Annotated in this window: 20 protein-coding genes and 2 pseudogenes; 11 read left to right on the forward strand and 11 right to left on the reverse strand. The window is 62.4% G+C overall.

The window, feature by feature from the left end; translation table 11 throughout:
• The first annotated feature begins 126 nt into the window (after positions 1-126).
• On the forward strand, positions 127-390 hold the full coding sequence (locus EFB14_RS21570; protein WP_126828815.1) for a hypothetical protein: 264 nt from the start codon (positions 127-129) through the stop codon (positions 388-390).
• Between the two features lie 6 nt (positions 391-396).
• Here EFB14_RS21570 and EFB14_RS21575 read toward each other — a convergent pair whose 3' ends face one another.
• Together EFB14_RS21575 and EFB14_RS33815 are read right to left on the reverse strand one after the other, a co-directional pair.
• Positions 397-1,041 carry a substrate-binding domain-containing protein gene (locus tag EFB14_RS21575; RefSeq protein ID WP_312894106.1) on the reverse strand — a complete coding sequence of 215 codons (645 nt, stop codon included), beginning with the start codon at positions 1,039-1,041 and terminating at the stop codon, positions 397-399.
• A gap of 37 nt (positions 1,042-1,078) precedes the next feature.
• A pseudogene (locus tag EFB14_RS33815) lies at positions 1,079-1,249 on the reverse strand (LacI family transcriptional regulator); the annotation flags it as partial.
• Between EFB14_RS33815 and EFB14_RS33770 the strand changes: the two are divergent.
• From EFB14_RS33770 to EFB14_RS21600, 5 genes are all read left to right on the forward strand, one after another.
• Positions 1,229-2,701, forward strand: a complete 1,473-nt coding sequence (locus EFB14_RS33770; protein WP_312894108.1) for an amino acid ABC transporter permease/ATP-binding protein — start codon at positions 1,229-1,231, stop codon at positions 2,699-2,701. The pseudogene EFB14_RS33815 and the gene EFB14_RS33770 sit on opposite strands and share 21 nt — an antisense overlap.
• Before the next feature lie 68 nt (positions 2,702-2,769).
• Positions 2,770-3,906 carry an NAD(P)/FAD-dependent oxidoreductase gene (locus EFB14_RS21585; RefSeq protein ID WP_126828873.1) on the forward strand — a complete coding sequence of 379 codons (1,137 nt, stop codon included), beginning with the start codon at positions 2,770-2,772 and terminating at the stop codon, positions 3,904-3,906.
• Positions 3,907-3,994: 88 nt separating this feature from the next.
• Positions 3,995-4,501 (forward strand): hypothetical protein, encoded by a 507-nt coding sequence (locus tag EFB14_RS21590; RefSeq protein WP_126828816.1) that lies wholly within the window; start codon positions 3,995-3,997, stop codon positions 4,499-4,501.
• 176 nt (positions 4,502-4,677) lie between these two features.
• Entirely contained in the window at positions 4,678-6,576 is a 1,899-nt protein-coding gene (locus EFB14_RS21595) for a potassium transporter Kup (RefSeq protein ID WP_126828817.1), read from the forward strand.
• Positions 6,577-6,680: 104 nt separating this feature from the next.
• Positions 6,681-6,932, forward strand: a complete 252-nt coding sequence (locus EFB14_RS21600) for a hypothetical protein (protein ID WP_126828818.1) — start codon at positions 6,681-6,683, stop codon at positions 6,930-6,932.
• Between the two features lie 54 nt (positions 6,933-6,986).
• Here the strand turns inward: EFB14_RS21600 and EFB14_RS21605 are convergent, their stop codons facing one another.
• Both EFB14_RS21605 and EFB14_RS21610 read right to left on the reverse strand, forming a co-directional pair.
• Entirely contained in the window at positions 6,987-9,494 is a 2,508-nt protein-coding gene (locus tag EFB14_RS21605; RefSeq protein WP_126828819.1) for a methyl-accepting chemotaxis protein, read from the reverse strand.
• 161 nt (positions 9,495-9,655) lie between these two features.
• Positions 9,656-10,384 (reverse strand): endonuclease/exonuclease/phosphatase family protein, encoded by a 729-nt coding sequence (locus EFB14_RS21610; protein ID WP_126828820.1) that lies wholly within the window; start codon positions 10,382-10,384, stop codon positions 9,656-9,658.
• A gap of 106 nt (positions 10,385-10,490) precedes the next feature.
• Between EFB14_RS21610 and EFB14_RS21615 the strand changes: the two are divergent.
• Positions 10,491-11,443: pseudogene (locus tag EFB14_RS21615) on the forward strand (lysylphosphatidylglycerol synthase domain-containing protein).
• Here the strand turns inward: EFB14_RS21615 and EFB14_RS21620 are convergent.
• Entirely contained in the window at positions 11,390-12,913 is a 1,524-nt protein-coding gene (locus EFB14_RS21620) for a phospholipase D-like domain-containing protein (protein WP_126828821.1), read from the reverse strand. The pseudogene EFB14_RS21615 and the gene EFB14_RS21620 overlap by 54 nt on opposite strands.
• A gap of 88 nt (positions 12,914-13,001) precedes the next feature.
• On the opposite strand from EFB14_RS21620, the gene EFB14_RS21625 reads away from it, so the two are divergent.
• Complete coding sequence (locus EFB14_RS21625) at positions 13,002-14,249, forward strand: DUF763 domain-containing protein (protein WP_126828822.1); 1,248 nt, start codon at positions 13,002-13,004, stop codon at positions 14,247-14,249.
• Positions 14,250-14,252: 3 nt separating this feature from the next.
• Here the strand turns inward: EFB14_RS21625 and EFB14_RS21630 are convergent, their stop codons facing one another.
• On the reverse strand, positions 14,253-15,170 hold the full coding sequence (locus EFB14_RS21630) for a DMT family transporter (protein WP_126828823.1): 918 nt from the start codon (positions 15,168-15,170) through the stop codon (positions 14,253-14,255).
• A 358-nt stretch (positions 15,171-15,528) separates the two neighbouring features.
• Here EFB14_RS21630 and EFB14_RS21635 point away from each other — a divergent pair, with 358 nt between their 5' ends.
• The 3 genes from EFB14_RS21635 (at position 15,529) to EFB14_RS21645 (ending at position 18,730) form a co-directional block, all read left to right on the forward strand.
• A complete protein-coding gene (locus tag EFB14_RS21635; protein ID WP_126828824.1) occupies positions 15,529-16,308 on the forward strand; it encodes an SDR family oxidoreductase in 780 nt (259 codons plus the stop codon).
• Positions 16,309-16,509: 201 nt separating this feature from the next.
• Positions 16,510-17,595 carry a hypothetical protein gene (locus EFB14_RS21640; protein WP_126828874.1) on the forward strand — a complete coding sequence of 362 codons (1,086 nt, stop codon included), beginning with the start codon at positions 16,510-16,512 and terminating at the stop codon, positions 17,593-17,595.
• Positions 17,596-17,719: 124 nt separating this feature from the next.
• Positions 17,720-18,730, forward strand: coding sequence for a threonine ammonia-lyase (locus tag EFB14_RS21645; protein ID WP_126828825.1), 1,011 nt, complete (start codon positions 17,720-17,722; stop codon positions 18,728-18,730).
• 15 nt (positions 18,731-18,745) lie between these two features.
• On the opposite strand, the gene EFB14_RS21650 is transcribed toward EFB14_RS21645, so the two are convergent.
• From EFB14_RS21650 to EFB14_RS21670, 5 genes are all read right to left on the reverse strand, one after another.
• Positions 18,746-19,318 (reverse strand): NADPH-dependent FMN reductase, encoded by a 573-nt coding sequence (locus EFB14_RS21650; protein ID WP_126828826.1) that lies wholly within the window; start codon positions 19,316-19,318, stop codon positions 18,746-18,748.
• Between the two features lie 49 nt (positions 19,319-19,367).
• Positions 19,368-20,036: a nitroreductase gene (locus tag EFB14_RS21655; RefSeq protein ID WP_126828827.1), complete on the reverse strand. Its 669-nt coding sequence runs from the start codon at positions 20,034-20,036 to the stop codon at positions 19,368-19,370.
• Positions 20,037-20,241: 205 nt separating this feature from the next.
• Positions 20,242-20,592, reverse strand: a complete 351-nt coding sequence (locus tag EFB14_RS21660; RefSeq protein WP_126828828.1) for an ArsR/SmtB family transcription factor — start codon at positions 20,590-20,592, stop codon at positions 20,242-20,244.
• A gap of 283 nt (positions 20,593-20,875) precedes the next feature.
• Positions 20,876-21,571 carry a response regulator transcription factor gene (locus EFB14_RS21665; protein WP_126828829.1) on the reverse strand — a complete coding sequence of 232 codons (696 nt, stop codon included), beginning with the start codon at positions 21,569-21,571 and terminating at the stop codon, positions 20,876-20,878.
• 1 nt (position 21,572) lies between these two features.
• A complete protein-coding gene (locus EFB14_RS21670; RefSeq protein WP_126828830.1) occupies positions 21,573-21,950 on the reverse strand; it encodes a response regulator transcription factor in 378 nt (125 codons plus the stop codon).
• Between the last annotated feature and the right edge of the window lies 1 nt (position 21,951).

Below are 21,951 nucleotides of genomic sequence, written 5' to 3' on the forward strand. Positions count from 1 at the left end.
CCCTTGTCGCCGGCCTTCAGGCCCAGTGCGGGCGGACCATCCGCAAATTAAATCATCGCGGATGGTGCATCCATTTCCGTCGAGCCGCGTTCATCCCCGATAGTCAGATCCATGGAGGGAACGCCGATGACATTTCCATCGCCCAAATCCGAGGCGCCCGCGCAACGCTTCGAAGAGGCGACCGCTGCCGCGCGCAATGCCCTGGAAAAGCTGATTGCAGCCGCCAACGAAGCCGGATGGGGAACCGAGGAGATCTCGGTCGCGCTTCTCAAGGCCGCGCAATTTCTGAACGATGCCAACAAGAAAGATCCCGATCCGGCTAAGGATCCTGACATGAGCGACGCGCCCGGCAAACGGGAGCAGATCGGCCACGGCGAGCTTTTCGATTAGCAGGCATCACCTGCCGGGTGCTGCGACGGAGCCGCGCACAACGAGGCTCGTGCCAACGCGCAGGCGTTCGACGGCAAGCGGCGTTCGTTCGATGCGGGCGACAAGCCGCTCGCCGGCGAGTTTGCCCATGTCGTAGACGCGCTGGTCGATGACGGTGATCGGGGGAACGGTGACGCTGGTCCAGTCGGCATCCAGAAAGGAAATCATCGAGACGTCGCTCGGTATCGACAGCCCGAGCGATTGCAGCGACCTGAAGATCCTCAGTCCGACGAGGCTGTCGGATGCCAGCAGCGCCGTCGGTGGCGATGCTTCTGAGAGCAGGCGTCTGAGGACGGCATCCGTCTGTTGCTGGTCGGTGGCTCCGAACCGCACCGAGCAAAGCGGGTTCGGCAAGCCTGCCTCTTTCAGGACGCTGACGAAGCCTTCGACGCGTTCGCGCACGGCGGAATTCGAAATCCGGCCGGTATCGATCAGCCCGCCATCCTCATCGTCCATGGCTGAGACGTAGGCCAGCTGGCGATGCCCCTGGTCCACCATGTAACGGGTCGCCGTGATGGCAGCATCGCGGTCGTCGCCGGTCACCGCGTCGACGCCGAGCTCCGGAATGCTTCGGTCGAAGAGGACGCAGGGGCACGCCGGCGCGGCGGACATGGTGCAGATGATCCATGCCGTCGCAGCGGGCCGGCGTCACGATCAGCCCATCGACACGCTTGCCGATCAGGAGATCGACGGCCGATTTCTCCGCGTCGAGCTTCTCGCCGGAATTGGCGATGATGACGTTGTAGCCCGCAAGCCGCGCCGCATCGCTGATGCCGCGTACCGCCAGGCTGAAGAAGGCATTCTCGATATCGCCGACCACGACCCCGATAATGCCGGAACGGCCGCCGCCGCTTCGACCGTGCTCGGCGTCGTCATAGGCATGGTGCTTGCCGTGATGGGCATCTCGCAGTCGCGCTGGTTGCGGTTGCCGGCGCGCATCTACACCGATATTTTTCGCGGACTGCCGGCGATCGTCACGATCCTGATCATCGGACAGGGTTTTGCCCGGATGGGACGGGAGATCTTCGGACCGTCGCCTTTTCCGCTCGGCATCCTCGCGCTCAGCCTGATTGCCGGCGCCTATATCGGCGAAATTTTCCGATCGGGCATCCAGAGCGTCGAGCGCGGACAAATGGAAGCCTGCCGGGCGCTGAGCATGAGTTACGGGCAGGGCATGCGCCTGATCGTCATCCCGCAGGGTGTTCGGCGCGTTCTGCCGGCGCTGGTCAATCAGTTCATCGGCAACGTCAAGGATTCCAGCCTCGTCTATTTCCTGGGATTGCTTGCCTCCGAGCGGGAGATCTTCCGCGTCGGCCAGGATCAGGCCGTCGTCACCGGCAATCTGTCGCCGCTGCTGCTGGCGGGCGTCTTCTATCTCGTCATCACTGTGCCGCTGACCCATTTCGTCAACTTCATCGACACCAGGCTTCGGATGGGAAAGCAGGGGCGCGGTTCAGGGGCTGCGAGCGGTTTGATCGAGGTCGGCGAGTTGCAGGCTGCCGCCGGCCCCGCCGTCGGGGCTGCCGACGGAAATGCGCAGCGGTTCAGGGGCGGCGCGCTCAATATTCGCAATCTCAGCATGGCCTATGGCGAACTCGACGTGCTGAAGGGTATCGACCTCGACATCGCTGCCGGCACCGTCACCTGCATCATCGGCCCTTCCGGCTCGGGCAAATCTACGCTGCTGCGCTGCCTGAACCGGCTCGTTGAACCGAAGGGCGGCGACATCCTGCTCGATGGCGACAGCATCCTTGCCATGAAGCCGGAGAGGTTGCGCAGGCGCGTCGGCATGGTGTTCCAGCACTTCAATCTGTTCCCCGACCATACCGCGCTTGAGAACGTCATGCTGTCGCTGACGAAAATCAAGAAGATGCCGAGGCGGGAGGCGCAGCGCATCGCCGAGGCGCGCCTGGCCGAGGTCGGTCTTGCCGCGCGTAGGGATCATCGGCCGGCAGGCCTTTCGGGCGGGCAGCAGCAGCGCGTCGCCATCGCGCGTGCGCTCGGTATGGACCCGGAAGTGATCCTGTTCGACGAAGTGACGAGCGCGCTCGATCCCGAGCTGGTGAAGGGCGTTCTTGACCTTATGGCCACTCTCGGCCGCCGGGGCATGACGATGGCTGTCGTGACCCATGAGATGGGATTTGCCCGCAGGGTGGCCGATCAGGTCGTCTTCATGGATGAGGGCCGTATCGTCGAGGCCGGATGTCCCGAGCAGATCTTCGACAATCCCCGAAGCGAGCGGCTTCAGCGCTTCCTGGCGGAAGTCCTCTGACACCACAGGCGCAACGCATGCGCTGGATCTCATTCGAACAAAGCAGAGCAGGAAACAAGGTTATCGACATGAATGCCTTCAACAAACCCTCGAAGGTCGCCGTCATCGGCGGCGGCATATTTGGCGTCTCGACGGCGGTCCATCTGGCACGGCTCGGGATCGCCACGGTGCTCATCAATGACGGGCCGCTCGCCAACGGCGCTTCCGGCCGGTCGCTTGCCTGGCTCAACTCGGCCCGGAAGCGCTCCGACGCCTATCACCGGCTGCGCCTGGCCGGCATTGACCGCTATCGTACGCTCGCTGCCCAATATCCAGATGCTTCCTGGCTTCGTTTCGATGGCGGCCTGACCTGGGATCCTGACGACACCAGCAACGAGATCGCCGAGGTCTTCGGCTACGAGCGCGATCTCGGCTATCACGCCCAATGGCTCGCACCGGAAAAAATTGCCGGGGCGACGCCCGGGGTCGATGCGCGCGCCGTGACGCCGCAGGGCGCGATCTTCAACCCCGGGGAAGGCTGGGTCGATCTTCCCTCGCTGATTGACACGCTTGCCAGGGAATTCCGTTCGCTCGGCGGCGAGATCGTCACCGAGGCGGGACGTGCGACGGTGGATATCGAAGGCGGACGCGCCCGGGGCATCGTGATGGCGGGTGGTACGCGCCGCGCAGCGGATGCCGTGCTGCTTGCTGCGGGCGGTGAGGTTCCCGCAATCGTGGCTGAGGCCGGCCAGCATATCGGGGATGCGACACCGGTCGCCCTTCTCGTCAGGACGAAACCGATCCGTCACCCGCTGAAGGCGGTGCTCAACACGCCCCGCGTCGCCATCCGCCCGACGCCGAATGGCGGCTTCGCGCTCGATTCCGCCTGGTCGGAGGAGGAGGTCAGCATCAAGCCCGACGGCAGCTATGATGTCAGGCAATCGACGCTGGACGGGCTGCTGCGCGAGGCTTCGAACGTTCTCGAAGGCAATCCGTCGCTGGAAATGGAAGATTACGGCGTCGGCCCGAAGCCGATCCCGGGTGACGGCGAGCCGGTCTTCGGCGAACTGCCGTCGATTCCTCGTTATTTCGTCGCCTTCAGCCATAGCGGCGCCACTCTCGGACTGATCGCCGGCGAACTGCTGGCGGACGAGATTGCCACCGGGCACCGCCACCCACTGCTTGCGGGCTTCCGGCCGGGGCGCTTCAGTCCATCGCAACGCTGAGGTCAAAACTGCAGCGCAACTCCTGGCCGGCGGGCGGATCAATTAGAGCCATTGAGCGTTTTCCTCCGGAAACAATGGGAGATGCATCATGGTGAAGGACGAGCCCGCCGGCACAGAGAAGAGATACGACGACGCCGGCATCCCAATGGCAAATGGAGATGAGGCGGACATCAATCCCACTCTGCTGCGGCGTGAGGGGTTTGCAAGCGAAGCTGATTACCGAGCATATCTTGCCACGCTTGGCGCAGATGTCCCGCCCCCGAGCGAGGATTATGTCGAGGTGCTGTTCCCTGTTTCCGAGGATCATATGCTGGAAGCTCGGCTGCGGGAGTTGAGAGAGGAGCTCGAAAACCTCCGGGCTCGCCTTCACGTCATCAGGGAGCAGGCCACGACTGTGGTTGCGGAGAACGTCCGCTGGGCCGATGCGAGCGCCCACGCTCAGCTCGGCGACCAGCCATGGCTCAAGCTGGCAGGCGCGATGGCGGCGGCATTCGTCGTTGCGCGAGGCATCCGCCGGCTGCCTCTGGGGTCCGTGGCGACCACGGCGTTGCCCCTGGTCGTCGCCGCGCTGAACCGGAAGCTCGCCAGAGCGTAGGTCAAGCGGGTTTCGGGCGAGATCGCTATTTCTTGGATTTGGATGCGGAGTGGGCTAAGAGCCGGCTTAGGCCACGTCATCTGAATCCGGGTGACGATCGATTGGGCTCCGATACCGTTTCAAAACGCGATGGCCGCACCATATCCTTGGTCTGGACCAAAAGCCGAGGATGCCCGATGACTGCGACAGCCCATGACGCCAGCAGCCCAAATGGTTCGCGACAATTCGCGGGGCTGGTGCTCGGTGCGATCGGGGTCGTCTATGGTGACATCGGCACCAGCCCGCTCTACGCCTTTCGCGAAGCCCTTCGGCCCTTTGCCCATGATGGGGTGACCCCGCCCGAGGTCATCGGACTGATCTCGCTGATGATCTGGACGCTGACCATCATCGTCACGTTCAAATACGTGCTTTTTCTCTTGACGGCCGACAATGACGGCGAGGGCGGGACGCTGTCGCTGCTCGCCCTTCTGATGAAGAAGACGAAAACGCACGCGACGATCTTCTTCTTCGCAGGCATCATCGGTGCCGCGCTCTTTATCGGCGACGCGATGATCACGCCGGCGCTTTCGGTCCTTTCCGCGCTCGAAGGGCTGAAGCTGGTGACGCCTGTCTTCTCGCCTTATGTGCTGCCGATCGCGGTGGCGATCATGCTCGCCATATTCCTGATGCAGTCGGTCGGGACGGCCGCCGTTTCCAGGCTGTTCGGACCGATCACCCTCGTCTGGTTCGTGGTCATGGGCATAGCCGGCCTGCTGCACATCGCTGATGACTTCGCCATTCTCGCAGCCCTCAATCCGTACTATGCGCTCGATTTCATCACCCATGCAGGCTTTGTCGGCCTCATCATTCTCGGCGCCGTGTTCCTGACCGTCACCGGTGCGGAGGCGCTCTATGCCGATCTCGGACATTTCGGGCGCAGACCGATCCAGTTCGCCTGGTTCGCCGTGATCTTCCCGTCGCTCGCCCTCAACTATCTCGGCCAGGGCGCACTCGTCCTGAAGAACCCGGCCGCGGCCTCCGATCCATTCTTCCTGCTCTTCCCAGACTGGGCGCTGCTGCCGGCCGTGCTTCTGGCGACGGCCGCAACGATCATCGCCAGCCAGGCTGTGATCACGGGAGCCTTCTCGCTCGCCCGCCAGGCCATCCATCTCGGGTTCCTGCCGCGGCTGGAGATTTGCTTCACATCAGCCTCGAATACCGGCCAGATCTATGTTCCCGCCGTCAACATGGTGCTGCTGATCGGCGTGCTCGCCCTGATCCTCTCCTTCGGCAGCTCGGAAGCGCTGGCAACGGCCTACGGGATCTCGGTTACCGGCGCGATGGTGGTCACAACAGTGCTGTCGTTTCAGTTCCTTCGCGCCATCTGGGGCTGGACGGTGCTCGCAGCCCTTGCCGTCCTGCTTCCGCTCTTCGTGCTGGAGAGCGTCTTCCTCGGCGCGAACCTCTTGAAGATCCATGACGGCGGCTATGTTCCGGTGCTGATCGCCGCAGCGCTGATCGCCATGATGTGGACGTGGAAGAAGGGAACGCTGCTCGTGCGCGAGAAGTCGGCGCGCAACGATATTCCGCTTGCCCAGTTCATCAGATCGATCGAGCGGAAATCCGATCACAGCCCGGTCGACGTCCCGGGAACGGCGATCTTCCTCACGAGCGTTCCCGACATGACGCCGAACGTGCTCCTGCACAACATCAAGCACAACAGGGTCCTTCACGAGCGGAACGTCATCCTGAACATCCGGACAGCGTCGCGGCCCTATGTCCCGGAAGCGCAGCGGGTGACGATCGAGACGCTGTCGCCTCGCTTCAGCAAGATCCAGCTCAATTTCGGCTTCATGGAGGATCAGAACGTGTCGGCGGCCATGCCGCTCTGCCGGAAGGCGGGATTCCACTTCGAGATCATGTCGACCTCGTTCTATGTCGGGCGGCGCAAGCTCGTTGGCGATCCCAATACCGGCCTTCCCCATTGGCAGGACCAGCTGTTCATCGCCATGGCGAGTTTCGCCATCGATCCGTCCGACTATTTTCAGCTGCCGAGCAATCGCGTCGTCGAGCTTGGCGAGCAGATGGTGATCTGATCGATCTGGCTCAGCCGGAGGCGGTCATCTGCCGACGAATTGAACGGACGCCATCTTGTTGCCGAAGTGTGCGTGAAATCTTCCTGTCTTGAAAGGAGGAATGCATGGCTGGATATGATGACCGCTACGTCGAGATCACGACGCGTCTTCGCTCGGTACAGTCGTTCTGCGATTTCCTCACGCAGGGCGCAACCGTCCGCGTCGCCTTGTCGGACGGAGCGCCTTACAAGGACGTGACATCGGTTCTTCTGGAACGGAACCGCCGCGAGGCGGAGGCGCTTGCCCGCACGCGCCGGCAGCTTTACCCGGAATTCGCGGACGAAGACGTGACGCCGCTGCTCTACAGCTGTCACTGACGCAAAAGCGCGTCGCGACGATGAAGCCGAAAGGGCGCGCGCCCCAGAAGCTGCTTACGCCGCGCTGACGCGCCGAGACACGTCCTTTTCATCCAATTGGAACTGATCGATCAGTTGGAGGAGCGTTTTCGTCTCGTCGGCGAGTTCCTTGGTCGCCGCACTCGTTTCCTCGACCATGGCCGCATTTTGCTGCGTCATCTGGTCCATCCGGTTGACCGACGTGTTTACTTCGTTGAGCGCGTTGTACTGCTCCCGGCTCGAGCGGGCGATGACGTCCATTTGCTCGGATGCGGTGACCACTTTCGCGGAAATATTTTCGAGGACTTCGCTCGTCTCGCGGACGACGCGCGCGCCGTTGGTAATCTCCGCCCGCGAGCGCCCGATAAGCTGCTTGATCTTCTGGCCGGCCTCCGCCGAGCGCTGGGCGAGATCGCGAACTTCCTGGGCGACGACCGCAAAACCTTTTCCGGCCTCGCCGGCGCGGGCCGCTTCGATGCCGGCGTTGAGCGCAAGCAAGTTCGTCTGGAACGCGATCTCGTCGATGACGTCGATGATGTGCACGATCTCGTCCGAGGCCGCTTCGATTTTGCCCATCGCGTGGATGGCGCTGGCGACGACCGCCGACGAGGCATCGGCGGTCTGCTTGGTGTCGGTGATGATCTCTCGGGCATCGTCGGCGCATGCCGCGGACGAGCGGACCGTGGTGGTGATTTCCTCGATGGCTGCGGCGATCTCCTCGAGCGCGACGGCCTGCTGCTCGGTGCGCTTTGCAAGGTTGCTGGCAGAAAGATCCATCTGGCCGGCATTGCCTTCGATCATCCGGGTGTTGGTGCGGATCTGGTCGATCGTTTCCTGGAGGCGAAGCAGCGACGAGTTGAAATCGTTGCGCAGTTGCTCCAGCCGGCCGAAGAAGGGCGTTGCGATCGTCTGTGAAATATCGCCCCGTGCCAGGCGGCCGAGACCCTGCGCCAGCGCGGTGACCGCGAAATCGATCTGCTGTTCGACCGCGCGCTTTTCCTCGTCGTTGCGGTGTCTTTCCTCTTCGGCTCTCGTTCGCTCGATCTCGCTGCGTTCCTCGATCTCGACCTTGGCGATGGCATTATTCTTGAAGATCCCCAGAGCGCGGGCCATGTCACCGATTTCATCGGCCCTGTATTCGCCGACGATCGACGTTTCGAGTTTGCCGTCGGCAAGCCGCCGCATGGCCGAGGTGATCTGGTTGATCGGACCCTTGAGCGTCACGGTCAGCCCGACGCCTGCGAGGATGGCGATCACCACGCCGAGGATCGTCGTTCCCATGGACATGGAATTGGCGTTGTCGCGCTCCTCGGCGGCGTTCTGCCGCTGCATTTCGGCAAAAGCCGTCAGCTGAGACCACATGCGGTCGACATCGGCGGCGGCGGCGCGGAATTCGTCCTGGCGCTGCGCGCTAATGCGCACGAGGTCGGTGGCGGATTTCTGCATCTTGTCCAGCGCCGGCAGAAGCTTCGCCTTGAGGTTGTCGAACTGCGCAACGCCGCCCGCATTTGAGATCAGCACGTCCAGGCCTTTCCGCATAGCGGTGATTTCCTGTGAAAGCCGCTGCAGATTGGCGTCTGTCGGCGCGAGCGTCAGTTTCGCCATGACGATCTGGATCACATAAGCCGAGGTCGTGAGTTTCTGCCCGTCCCTCTGACCGGTTTTGGCGCGCTCGACCGATTTGGCTGTCTCGGCCGCCTTATCCGTAACCGCCTTCACCCGCCGCGTGGCGACCGCCTGCAATTCGGGCAATCTGCCGACGATCCGGCCGGTGACGTCGCGCAGGCCGGCTGCGCGTTCCTCGTTCTGATCGGCAGCTTCGACAAACGGCTTCAAGGCCACAACGGCATCGTCGATCACCTTCTTGGCCTCCGGCGCTTCACCGGCAAGCGCCATGGCGAGGATGCGTTGCTGCCGGGTGAGTTCCTCGATGTCGGGGCCGGCGATAGGGCCGGCGGCCTGAGCCTTGTCGTTTAACGATTGCGCGAAGGATGAAAAGTCCGAAATGCGTTGCGCATCGCCGAGCGTATTGCGGGCTTCATCCTCCTGCATGTCGGCCGCGCGCTGGAGAACCTTGGCGCCTTCGACAATATCCGTCTGCGAGGAGACGACGGCGCTCTGTGCTTTCTGGAGATCGGCAAGCAGCGCGGTCCGGCTCTCCTGAAGCTGCCAAAGCGAGTCCATGCGGGTGGAAATTCCGTCGATGGAAGACAGCGTCTGCTCCAGTTCCTGCTGGCCGCTGAGATCGGAAACGAGCCTGTCGAGGTCGGATTTCAGAAGGCTGCGCTGATCGGCAAGCTTTTGAGTGACGATATCCCGGTTTTCCTGCGTGGCATTGGCGAGGAACTCGGCCATCGCAGCCGACAGATCGCGAAAGCCGCTGAGCGATTGCAGGACGGAATTGGAAATATCCATCCGCCCCTGAAGCAGGCTCGATGCATAAAAACCGGTCGCCCCGACCGCCATGATGCTCAAGACGAACGGAACGATGAACACCATCACCTGCGTCTGGATGCGAACCCGTGACAACAGCTTTCCCAACATGAGCCCCTCCTCTCCTGCGCCCCTCAAACACACAAAGCGTCAATGGAATGTATGTTTCATAATACATGATTCGTGAAATATTCGTTTCAAATGTCGTCGTCAGGGCGTTGGACGTCGTTTTTCACTGCGGCTGTCAGGGGCAGGCTGTCCGCAGCGGACGATCAAGCGAAGCCGATTTCCGCAAGGAGAGGGAGATGGTCCGAGGCGACCCTCGTCAGCCGGGTTTCGAGCACCGCCGCTCTGTAGACGACGAGATCGCCGGTGACGAAGATGTGGTCGAGGCGCATCAGCGGGTAGCGCGAGGGAAAGGTCGCTCCCGGCGCACCCGGGCCGGCGAGCTGGGCATCTTTCAGTGACCGCGCGGCGAGCCGATAGGTCGCGGAAGCGGGAATGGCGTTGAGATCGCCACAGAGAACGGTTGGCAGGGAGGTTTGGCCCGTGCCGTGCAGCCACCCGGGATTGAGCAGCGTCGTCATCTGCCGGATGCGCTCGCGCCCGCGAAGGCCGAGGTGGGTGTTGACGACGAGCAGCTTCCGGTCGCCGACGGTTATTTCGACGGAAAGCGCGCCCCGGGTCTCGCCGATGGAGGGCAGGGGGCCCGATTTGACCGCACCGGTCGGCAGCGCCGTGATAATCGCATCGCCGTATTTCTCCTCGGCCACCGACAGCGCCGGATGGAAATGCGCCTGCATCTTCAGAAGCGAGGCGATGACATGCGCCTGGTCGATACCATCGGTCCTGCGCCTGCCGACGTCGACCTCCTGAAGTGCGATGATATCGGCCTCCGTCTCGGCGATGACGGCGGCAATACGGCCAGGATCGAGCTTCCGGTCGCTGCCGATGCAGCTATGGACGTTGTAGGTCAGGAGTTTGATCGGTCTGTCCGGCATGGCCATCACATGGGAGGGGTGGGAGAAGCGCTTTCCCGGGAACACCGAACTCGTTCGATCGTTCCCGAAGAGCGCGCCGCAGCGGCGGCGCTTTCGAGGATGATCGATGCGTTGGAAAAGCATAATCTGGAATGGACTGTTCGTTGCCGCCCTTTGTCTTGCCGGCTTTCTGCTCTACCGGATCTTTCAACAGTATAGCCTGGACGACATCGCCCGATCGGTTCACAGCATCCCGTTTTCGACCTTCTGCGCAGGGCTTCTCTTCGCGGCGGCATCCTATCTTTGCCTGAGTTGTTTCGATCTGCTGGCGATCTGTTCGCTCGGCAAATCCTTGCCCTACCGGAAAATCCTGCTGGCCTCCTTCGTCAGCCTTTCGCTTGGCCACAATATCGGCTTTGCCGGATTGAGCAGCGGCGCCTTCCGCTATCGTTACTATTCCCGCTGGGGACTGACGGCCGAGGATGTGGCAAAGATCATCCTCTTCTGCGGCGTTACGGTGGGGCTGGGGCTGACCACACTGGGCGCCCTTGCCCTGATCGTCAATCCCGATGATGCCGCGCGTTTGCTGCGCATCGATCCGGCGGGCGCCCGCCTGTTCGGCCTGCTGGCGCTTGCCGTGCCGGCCGCCTACGCAGGGCTCGCGTTTTTCGTCCGCGGCAGGCTGCGTCTGTGGCGCTGGTCGTTTCAGCTGCCGAAAATTTCGATTGCGCTCGCCCAGGTGGGCGTCGGGACGATCAATTTCATGTTCGTTTCTGCGTGCCTGCACCAGATGCTTGCGGTCTTCGGCGATGTGGCCTTCTTCAGGTCGGTGACGGCCTATGTGTTTGCCAATTCCGCGATCCTCGCAACGCATGTTCCGGGTGGCCTCGGCGTGCTGGAGGCGACCGTTTCCTATGCCGTGCCGAAGGAGGCGTCGATCGGTGCGCTGATCGCCTTCCGCTGCGCCTATTTTTTCATTCCGCTGGCACTCGGCTCAGTCCTTCTCTTCATCAGCGAGATCAACGCTCACGCGGGGCGGGCGAAGAGGCGGACGAGCGCGCCGAGGCCCAGTCGGCGTAGAGGCAGGAAAGGCCGAGCCGGGTCGAAGATTGCGGTGCCCGCGACCGGCGAGACGCTGCCGGAAAGCGCGACGGAAAATTCCCTGAGGCCGCGCGCTCCTTCGTTCAGCGTGTCGATCGTCCCGATCATCGAGCCGCTTTGCACGCAGGCCGCGGCAAAGCTCTCCACTGACGTTCCGAGATATTCGGAAAGCAGGCGGCTGCGCAGCTCCGCGATTGCGCGGTGATGCTCGCCATTTTCGGCCTCGAACAGGATATCGCATTCCGAATCAAGCCCTTCCGAGCGATTGTTGAGATTGGAAGAGCCGACGCGGACGAGCTCGTCGTCGGCGATCATCAGCTTGGAATGGATGAGCACTTCGACCTCGCTGCTCTTTCCATGTGCCGGCGGCTCGGGCACCACCCGCCCGGGCACGACGGGATAGTAGACCCGCAGGCGGTTGGCGCGATCGGCGCGTTTGAGGCGGCGGATGATACGGTCGCGATTGCCGCCCATGAGAAGCTTTTCGATCAGCCCGTGAGCGCTGCGCGTGCAGATGATGACAACCTCGGGCCCGTCCTTTTCCTGCAGCCGCGCGGCAATGGCGTCGGCGACGCGGAAGGAGGCGAGATATTGCGCCTCGATGTAGAGCTTGCGACGGGCCCGGGAGATGATGTTCAAAGTCGAGGCGATGCCGTCGCTGACGCCGATGCGCAAGGTGGTCGATGGCTCTGTCAGGACGAAGCTGACGGGCACTTCGCGCAGCGAAAAGGAGAGATCGTCCGGCCAGGCGAAGGGCAGGCTTTCAGGCAGTGGCCCATGGCTTTCGCCGGTGGCGTCTTCCCAGCGTCGCCTGGCGATATCGCCGATCAGCCGGGCCGCCTCGCCGGTGACCATCGCCTGAACGTCGTGCAGCGGATCGTAGGATAGGCCCTCTGGGTCTCGCCGCAGCTTTTCCTCGGCGCGATGGCGCCGCGTGTCCCATCGCCGCGAGGTCAGGTCCATGCCGCCGATGAAGGCGACGGCATCGTCGATGCAGACGAGTTTCTGGTGATGGCAGCCGCGCAAGGCGCCCTGGAGATCGAAACGCAGATCGATCCTGGCGTTTTTGGGGAAATTCTTCTTGCGAAGCACCTGCAGGGACTTTTCCGAATAGATCGGCCCGAGCGCCCAGATGAGGATGCGTATGTCGAGCGCGGGATTTTCCGCCGCCAGGCCATGCAGCAGGTCGGCCAATGTTTCGTCGGATTTGTCAGGCTCCATCAGGATGTCGGGATTGAAATCCCACCCGACGATCCAGACCGTACGCCGCGCCTGCCGCAGCGTCCGCGCCATCTCGGCGAAATACCGGTTGCCGTTGATCAGGAAGGCGGCTCTTTCCGCGCGTCCCTGAAGGCGTAACGCCGCATTTTCTTGTTTTTCGCCGCCCGGACGTTGCGCTTTTGTTCGCGTCAGGTAGGGTTGATTGGATATGGTTTCGAATGTGGTCATGTTTGCCTCGGCCGTTTGACTGAAAGCAAACGCCTGAAATTTAACGGGGTTCCCGGGCGGCCTGATCAGAGAGGACATGGGAAGAGCAATGTCGCAACGAACAGGCAGCGCCGATCTTCCCCTTCACGGGGGACGCGTGCCGCATTGGCTCGGCGACCGGATGACCCGGCTCGGGACGCTGATCACCGAGGCGATCGTCCATCATTACGGCCGTGACGAATTCCTGCGCCGGCTCGCGCACCCTTTCTGGTTCCAGTCCTTCGGCGCTGTCATGGGCATGGACTGGCATTCCTCCGGCATTACAACAAGCGTTCTCGGTGCGCTGAAACGCGGTCTGAAGCCGCGCGCGGGCGAACTAGGCCTGCATGTCTGCGGCGGCCGCGGCGCGCATTCGCGCAAGACCCCGCAGGAGCTTGTCTCCATCGGCGAGCGCGTCGGTCTGAACGGGGAGGGGCTGGCGACGACGAGCCGTCTCATCGCCAAGGTCGATAGCGCCGCCCTTCAGGACGGCTTCGATCTGTATCTTCACGGTTTCATCGTCGCCGATGACGGCCATTGGGTGGTCGTGCAGCAAGGCATGAACGGCGACAGGCGGCAGGCGCGGCGCTATCACTGGCTGTCGGAGGGGCTGGAGAGCTTCGTCGACTCGCCGCATGCGGCGATCGAAGGACGCAACCAGGGCGAAATCGTCAATCTCGCCGACCGGCGCGCCGAGCGCTCGCGGCGCGGCCAGCTCGATCTCTTGGCAACGCTTGGCCCCGACCGGATCATCCGCGAGGCCGCAGCATTGCTGCGCGCCGAAGAGCCGGCGCCCGAGCCCGCCGAACAGCCGATGCTGCCACATCTCATCATGCCCGCCCATCACGACGTGCGCGAAAGCGATGTCAACATGCGGCGCCTGCATGGAAATCTGGCCGCCGCCGCCGATCGCGGTCCGGCGGATTTCCAGGAGCTGCTGCTCGTTCCCGGTGTCGGCGCCCGCACGGTGAAGGCACTGGCGATGGTGGCGGAAGTCGTGCATGGCGCGCCTTGCCGCTTTTCCGACCCGGCGCGCTTCTCGATCGCTCATGGCGGCAAGGACCGCCATCCCTTTCCGGTGCCGCTCAAGGTCTATGACGAGACGATCGGCGTGATGAAATCGGCGGTGTTGAAGGGGAGGCTCGGACGGGACGAGGAGTTGCAGGCGCTGAAGCGCCTCGACCAGCAGTCCCGCCGGATGGAGCGCTACGTGACCGGTCCCGACCTCAAGGAAATCATCGCCGGCGAATTCCGCCAATCCGCCGATCTCGGCGGCCGCAGCGTCTTCGGCTGGGAGCCGCCGCCGGATGAAAGCTAGTTCTCAATGCCCGTCCGGCGGGACGGCCTCGGACGGAACCGTCTCTTTCAAATTCTTCCGGTGGAAGATGAAGAGGCCGGCGAAGACGATGATGGCGGCGCCGATGATGAGCTGTGTGTCGGGAATATCGTTGAAGAAGATGTAGCCGAGCACGATCGCCCAGAGCAGCAGCGTGTATTGCAGCGGTGCTAGCAGCGATGCCGGCGCGAGCTTCAGCGAGCGCGTAATGAGCAGGTGTGCGCAAGTGGCGACGACGCCGAGCAGCAGCATGCCGGACCAATCGATCGTCGCTGCCGGCTGCCAGTGGCCGATGCTGAGCACGATGCCGGTCACGAGGGCCGCGATGGTCTGCCATGTCACCAGCGTCGTGTCGCTGGTCGAGCGCAGATAGCGGCTCATGACAAGCGACAGCGCGAAGGCGAAGCTGCCGGCAAGACCGAAGAGCGATGGAAGCGAAAGCATCGCCGTGGATGGGCGCAGCGCGATGACAACGCCTGCGAAGCCGAGCAGAACGGCAAGCCACCGGCGCCAGCCAATCTTTTCGCCGAGAAAGAAATGCGAGAGCGCCGCAATATAGATCGGCCCGGCCATATAGAACGTCATGACATCTGCGAGCGGCAGATAGGCGACGGCGGCGTAAAACAGGGCGACATCGCCGGTCGCCATGGCGACCCGCATGAACTGGAGACCCTTCTGCTCGACGCGGAACAAGGCCATCGGCCCCTGCCGCACGATCATCGGTCCGAGCACGATGAAAGCGCCGACCGAGCGGATCACCAGTACCTGGCCGACGGCAAAACTCGCCACCAGCCACTTGCCCATCGCGTCGTTCAGCGCAAAGAGGAGATCGCCGAGCAGCATGAGCAAGACGCCTATCAGGATCAAGTTTCCTGTCTTGGCGACGGCCGTCTTGGTGTTCATCTCTCTGATCCCCGCAAAAACGGCCGCGCATGCGCGGCCCGACGGTTGCTGACAAGTCTCGTTTTTACTCGGCGTCACCCTCGGCCTTGCGCAGAGGATCTGCTGCCCTGTCGACCGGAGGCAGATGCTCGGGACACAAGCCCGAGCATGACGAAAGGTAGGTGGCGGGCATCGTTCACAGTCTGCGGCCGCACGTGCGCGGCTTCGGCTTTAAAAGGGCCGATGTCAAGTGTTCGATGATGCTGATATAAGCCAGGCCTTCTCATGAGCGTGGAAACTGCCGCCAAGGCCATTGCAAATGACCCATGCCTGCGTGTTTGATCGAACTCTGTTCATCTCACCCGGGAAAGCATGAGCTATGTCACCAGCGACCTTGCCGCGACGTTATCCCGAAATGGAAGGCAAGGTCGCTCTCGTCACGGGAGGAACGAGCGGCATCGGTCTGGCGACCGCGCAGGCCTTTGCGCATGAGGGGGCGATCGTCGTTATCGCCAGCCGCGAAGAGAAGCGCGCAAGCGCGGCGTTGAAAAGCATTCAGGGACAAGCAAGCTGGATCGCCTGCGATGTCAGCGACGGCAAGCGCGTCGAAAAACTCATCGCCGCAACGCTGGATCGGCATGGGAAGCTTGATTACGCCTTCAACAACGGGGGTAGCGGCGGTGCGGGCCGGCCTGTCGGCAAGATGTCCGAGGAGGCATGGCGGAAAACCATCGACGGCTTTCTGACATCGGCTTTCCTGTGCATGCGCCACCAGATCCCGACGATGCTCAAGAATGGCGCCGGCGTGATCGTCAACAATTCATCGGTCGATGGCTTGCGTGGCTATCCCTTTCCGGGTGGCGCTGCCTATGCGGCCGCCAAGCACGGTGTTCTCGGCCTGACGCGCAGCGCGGCGCTCGAATATGCGAAGAGCGGCCTGCGCATCACTGCCGTCTGTCCTGGCTGGATCGACACGCCTCCGATCACGTCCTTCGTCAAGAAGGACGCCAAGCTCGGCGAAAGTATTGTGGCGCAGGAGCCGATCGGCCGGCTGGGCACCGCGGCAGAGGTTGCCAACGGCGTCCTCTGGCTCTGCTCGGATGCCGCCTCCTTCATGCTCGGGAGTCCGCTCGTTCTGGACGGCGGCTATATGGCGTGATCTCAGTCGATCGGTTGATGGATCGGCACGTGTTGCGATTGTGGAAATGGAGCAAGATCAGCGCGCGCTCACGCTGAAAGGGATTGCCGATTACTCCCCTCAGGTTGTAGATCCGTCTTACGATATTGGATTGCGTAAAACATCGGCCGCTGTCTGAAGCTCAACCAGCGCGCGCTGTCATATAAGAGGGGGTCGATGCCATTGTCTTCGCTTGTTCTTCCCAGCCGCCCGCTTTCGTTGGCGCGCAACGTCATCTCCACGCCGAGGGCTTACTTCTGGTCAACGCCGGTTATCCTGGCACTGGCCGTTTTTCTATTCGTCTCGCAAGCACCAGGCGTAATCCGCGATTTCCGGATCAGCCGGAACCCCCTGGTGCTCGAAAATGGCGACGTTCAGAACGGGCGGTGCACGACGCGCAAGGCCATCTTTATCGATTGCGAAGCGCGCCTAGTCTATAGTTACGGCGGACGGAACTACGACACCGAGGTCGAGGTCATGTTCGTCGATTTCCATATAGGCGACTACGAAACCGGTTTGGTGATCTCCGCCGATCATCCGGAGCTCGCGACCATCAGTCTGGGTCTGGATATGCTCTGGAACCGGATCATCACGCTCGCCGTGTTCGTCGTCTTGCTTGGCGGCATGAGCCTGGGGACGATTTTTCTCGGTCTCCGCATCTGGCGCGTCAAGGGCCAATTGCGTCGGCCCGCCGTGCTGACCCCGGTCCCGGTCGAGGTCTCGGCCTTCGACCCCAAGCGCGGCATCCTGTCCATCACCTACAATGACAAAATCGCCGCCGACAAAACGGGGCGATCGGCTTACACGCGCATGAAGAAGGGAGAGGAGCCCCTGATCGTCGGTCAAGCCAATGGCAAAGCGATCGGATTGGCTGTCAGGCACGGCAATACCGCCCTGCCAGTGCTTCTGGACGCTCGTTTGCAGCGCGTCGAGCTGACAGAGGATGAGCGTAGCACGGCTCTTGCGCCCATGGTGCGCCAGCAGGAACGCGCGCCGGCGTTGATCGCAGAAGCCAGAAGGACGGCATCGATCTGGAAGCGGCTGCAGGTTTTCCTCGGCATGTTGCTTCTGATCGTCGTCGGTACGGTCGGCTTCTGGCTTTGGTATGTCACGAGCTCCACGACGCCGTTCCAATCACCCGGCATGGATATCAACAATCTTATGCCAGCGCCCCTGAACGAGTGGGGATGCGAGCAGCTCAAGAGGCGGTTCGGCCAGGATCGTGCGCCGTTCGGTTGCGTCGCCGACGATTTCACGAGCTGGAAATAGAGGACTGGAGCGTTCGTGGGGCCGGACAGGTAGGACGCACGTCTGCCAATTCGTCGGCAACACCCGCGCACGTGCTACAACGCACACCCGCGCAACGGCAACACAATGTCAAAAGGACTATCCCATGCGATCAGCAGGTGAAAGATCCGCAGCATACCGTGAAGTCAGGCAACCAGACACCAGGCTCGACCTCGACCGCATTCTTGCGACCAGGGAACAAATTTCATCCGTGTTTCGCGACACACCGCAATTCGCTTGTCCCGCCCTTGGCGACATGCTGGACTGCGAAGTCGTCATCAAACTTGAGACCGCAAACCCGATCAGATGCTTCAAGGGACGAGGGACCGAGGTCGTTATGTCCCGTCTGGCAAGCACCCCGGATCCCAAGGCCGCGGTCTGCGCCAGCGCCGGCAATCTCGGGCAGGCGCTCGCATATAGTGGCCGGACACGCGGAATTGGTGTAACCGTGGTCGCGGCGACCAGCGCCAATCCCGCGAAGATTGATCGCATTCGTCGGCTCGGAGCCGCCGTGGAACTGGTCGAGGGCGACATCGAGGAGGCGCGCCAGCGCGCCCGTGAGATCGCGGCCAGCGACAATGCCTTACTCGTAGAGGACAGCGAAAACCTCGACACCTGCGAAGGTGCGGCGACCATCGGGCTGGAACTCATCGAAGGGTGCGACCGCATCGACACGATCCTGCTCGCACTCGGCGGCGGCGCGCTGGCCACTGGCGTCGGCCACGTCTTCAAGAGCTTGTCGCCTACAACAGAGGTGGTGTGCATCCAACCCAGCGGAGCACCCGCCCTGGCTCTGTCCTGGCGGGCGCGAACGGTTGTCACCACAGACCGCACCGACACGATCGCCGATGGCGTCGCCGGCCGCTTCCCGATCGCGGCGGTCCTTCAGGACCTGCTCGCCGTCGCCGATCACGTGCCGCTCGTCGAGGAAGCAAGCATCAAGGCGGGCATGCGCTTGCTGCACCGGCACGCCGGCCTCATCGTCGAGCCCTCGGCCGCTCTCGGCATCGCGGCGATCCTGGAAGACCCCTCGCGTTACCGCGGCAAGCGTGTGGCAGCGGTGATCTGCGGGTCGAACGTGCTGCCGGAAGCGTTTTCGGAGTGGATAAAGGACTAGGGTGCCAAGCGCCCTCTAGACATCCTTCGGCAGCACTGAGCGAACCCTTGTGATGAAGACATGGAAGTCCTGCATGAAAGTGCGAAGGAACTTGGCGGTGGCGTCGTTCGTGACCTCGCCGTCATCGGTGATCAGCCCCGGTGTGAACTGGATATAGGCTTCCGGGGCATTCATCTGGGGAGAGTTGCAGAAACTCAGCACACTGCGCAAATTCTGCTGGGCGACGGCTGTGCCTATCGCGCCCGGCGACGTGCCGATCACCGCGGACGGCTTGCGTGTGAACGAGTTGGTGCCGTAGGGGCGGCTTGCCCAGTCGATTGCGTTTTTCAGCCCGCCGGGTATGGATCGATTGTATTCGGGCGTGACGAACAGCACAGCGTCGACGGCCGCGATTTCCGCCTTGAATGCCTTGCCGGCCGGAGGGTAGTCGGCGTCATAGTCGTAGCTGTAGAGCGGCAGATCCTTGAAGGATATCTCCGACATTTCAAGTTCCGGCGGGGCGAACCGCACCAACGCCTTGGCGAGCTTGCGATTGATCGAGCCCTTGGCGAGGCTGCCGATGAGATAACCTACTTTATGCGTGGTCACGGCGTACTCCGATATCTCGCATGACGGGTCCCTTGCCTTTGATCGCACGTCACTGATCGCCGACGAACGTGACTGTCTCGTCGAGCGGGGCGCGGCCTGTACGGGCGTAACTTACCGTGGGGTCCTCGTAGCCGATCGACATGCCGCAGAAGAGGATGAGGCCATCCGGGGGTGACAGTACCTCTGCGACGGTCTCGCGAACCTGCGACCACGCCATCTGCGGGCAACTATGCAGGCCTTCGGCGCGCAGCAGCAGCATGACCGTCTGCAGATACATGCCGACGTCGGCCCATTGGGGCAGGCCTAGGTCACGGTCGATGTAGCAGAACAGGGCGGCGGGCGCGCCGAAACAGTTCCAGTTGGCGATTGCCGCCCGCTGGCGCGCCTCCCAGTCCTCGCGTGCAATGCCAAGCGCGCTGTAGCGCTCCTTGCCGAAGGCGGATCGGCGGTCCCCATAGGGGGGCTTCAGCGCGGACGGGTACATCTCGTACTGCCGCTTGTCCCAGGCGTCGCCGTGGGCCACACGCTCGACGGCTGATGTCTTGAGCTCGGCCAAAGGTGCGCCGGTCATCACGTAGGTGTTCCACGGCTGGATGTTCGATCCTGACGGCGACCAGGCTGCGGCCGACAGCACACGCTCCAGCACCTCCCGCTCCACCGGTCTATCTTTGAATCCGCGCACTGACCGTCGACTTTTGACTGCCTCATACACGTCCATGATCGCCTCCATACCGCCGGCCGTTCTCGCCGTTCCTGATGCGGTTCATTATCTCCATTTGCAATGCAGGCGTAATCACACCGTGGTCTAGGAGGTGTACATCAAACGTACATCAGGGATCGATGCGTTCGAGGGCTATGGGCGAAGCATCGCGGGACTCCGCGCACTGGATCATGAGCCAGAAGAGCAACGCTTCGCCGTTTCGTCAGGCACGTGCGGCTCGGGCGCAGTCTGCTTTGGCGCTGCGATGCGTCCCGAAGATGTCGGAGAGTGTCTCGAGTATCGCCCTGGCCGCGTCGGATTGGAGGGAATAGTAGATCGTCTGGGCGGCCCTTCGCGTCTGCACAAGTTCCTGTTCCCGAAGAATAGACAAATGCTGGGACGTGGAAGATTGGCTCAATCCTACTTCCTCGGCCAGAACCGTCACGGACAATTCTCTTTCGGCCAACAGACGCAGGATGTGGAGCCGTTTGGCATTTCCCATGGCCGACAGGAAGTTTGCTTCGTCATCGAAGGCGGTGATTTCAGCAGAAGGCGCGGACGATAGATTGTTCAAAGCGAGATCTCCTTCGGGGAACAAAAGCCGGGGACCGGATCATATCCCCGGCTTTAATTTAGAGATAACGCATGCGAGCCAAATCGAAACCCATTCTCCGCGCCGTCGTGTCTTTTCTGGCGCGATCTGGATACATCGAGCATCAAATGGACATTGGTGGCCACCGTACCGAAGCCTACGGGAACCCTGCGTAAACCAGACGGCGCTGGGCTGGAGGCCAGCGCATGTCGCGCAAAACCAGGAACCTGAAGCGCGATACGCGAATCTGAAAGACCGGACGCGTCTAGCGCGAAGCGGCGGCCTGGCGCATTTGCGCGGGCAGCGTTTCCCATGCCCGGATCAGTTCGCCGATGGAGGCGGCCTCCATCTTGTGCATGACGTTGCTGCGATGCAGCTTAACTGTCACTTCGCTAATGCCGAGATCGAAGGCGATTTGTTTGTTGAGGCGTCCGCGGGCAACTTCGTGCAGCACCTCGCGCTCACGCTGCGTCAGCGTCTCCAGGCGTTCGATATTGCGGTTGGCGATCGCGGCTTCCGCCCGCCGTTCGGCATCCATGGCGATGGCCGCGGTCACGGCATCGAGCAGCGTCTGGTCCCGCACCGGCTTGGTGAGGAAATCCACGGCGCCTGCCTTCATCGCCTGGACGGTCATCGGGATATCGCCGTGCCCCGTCAGGAAGATGATCGGCTTGGAAATGCCGTTTTCGGCCAGATGGCGCTGAAGGTGCAGGCCGCTTGTTCCGGGCATGCGCACATCGAGGATCAGGCAGCCGGGGCTCTCCACCATATCGGAGTCGAGCAAATCGCGGGTCGAGGAGAAACTGGCCGGCCGGAAGCCCGCCGAAAGGATCAACTCCGACAGCGCCTCACGGATGGATGCGTCGTCATCGACGATGATGACGAGCGGCTGATCCTCTTCGCTTCTGCACTGCAGCAATGACGGCGCCGATCTCCGGGCCAAAGGCTGGTCAACTCGCATGTCACCCTCCGTCTCTGGATTTGTGTAAAGCGTTGGCGATGGCAGTCAGCAGCGCCTGGGCATCGAAGGGCTTGCGGAAAAAACCGCCTGCGCCTTGCGCGCGGCTCTGATCGGCTATCTCGTGGCGACCGGTGATGAGAAATACCGGCAGCTCCGGGCGTGATTTCAGCACCAGGTCGCGCAGCTCGAAGCCGTCGATGCCGGGCATTCCGATATCGGTGATGAGCAGGTCCAGGTCGGAGAGGCCGTTGACGAGCAGCGAGCCCGCCGACGAGAAGCTGCGGGCCACATAGCCCGCCGATTCCAGAAGGTCACCCATCGATTCCAGAAGCCTCGGATCGTCATCGACAATTGCCACGACATGTCTTGTCTTGTTCATG

It is taken from the genome of Rhizobium fabae (assembly GCF_003985135.1).
Classification (GTDB): Bacteria; Pseudomonadota; Alphaproteobacteria; order Rhizobiales; family Rhizobiaceae; genus Rhizobium; species Rhizobium pisi.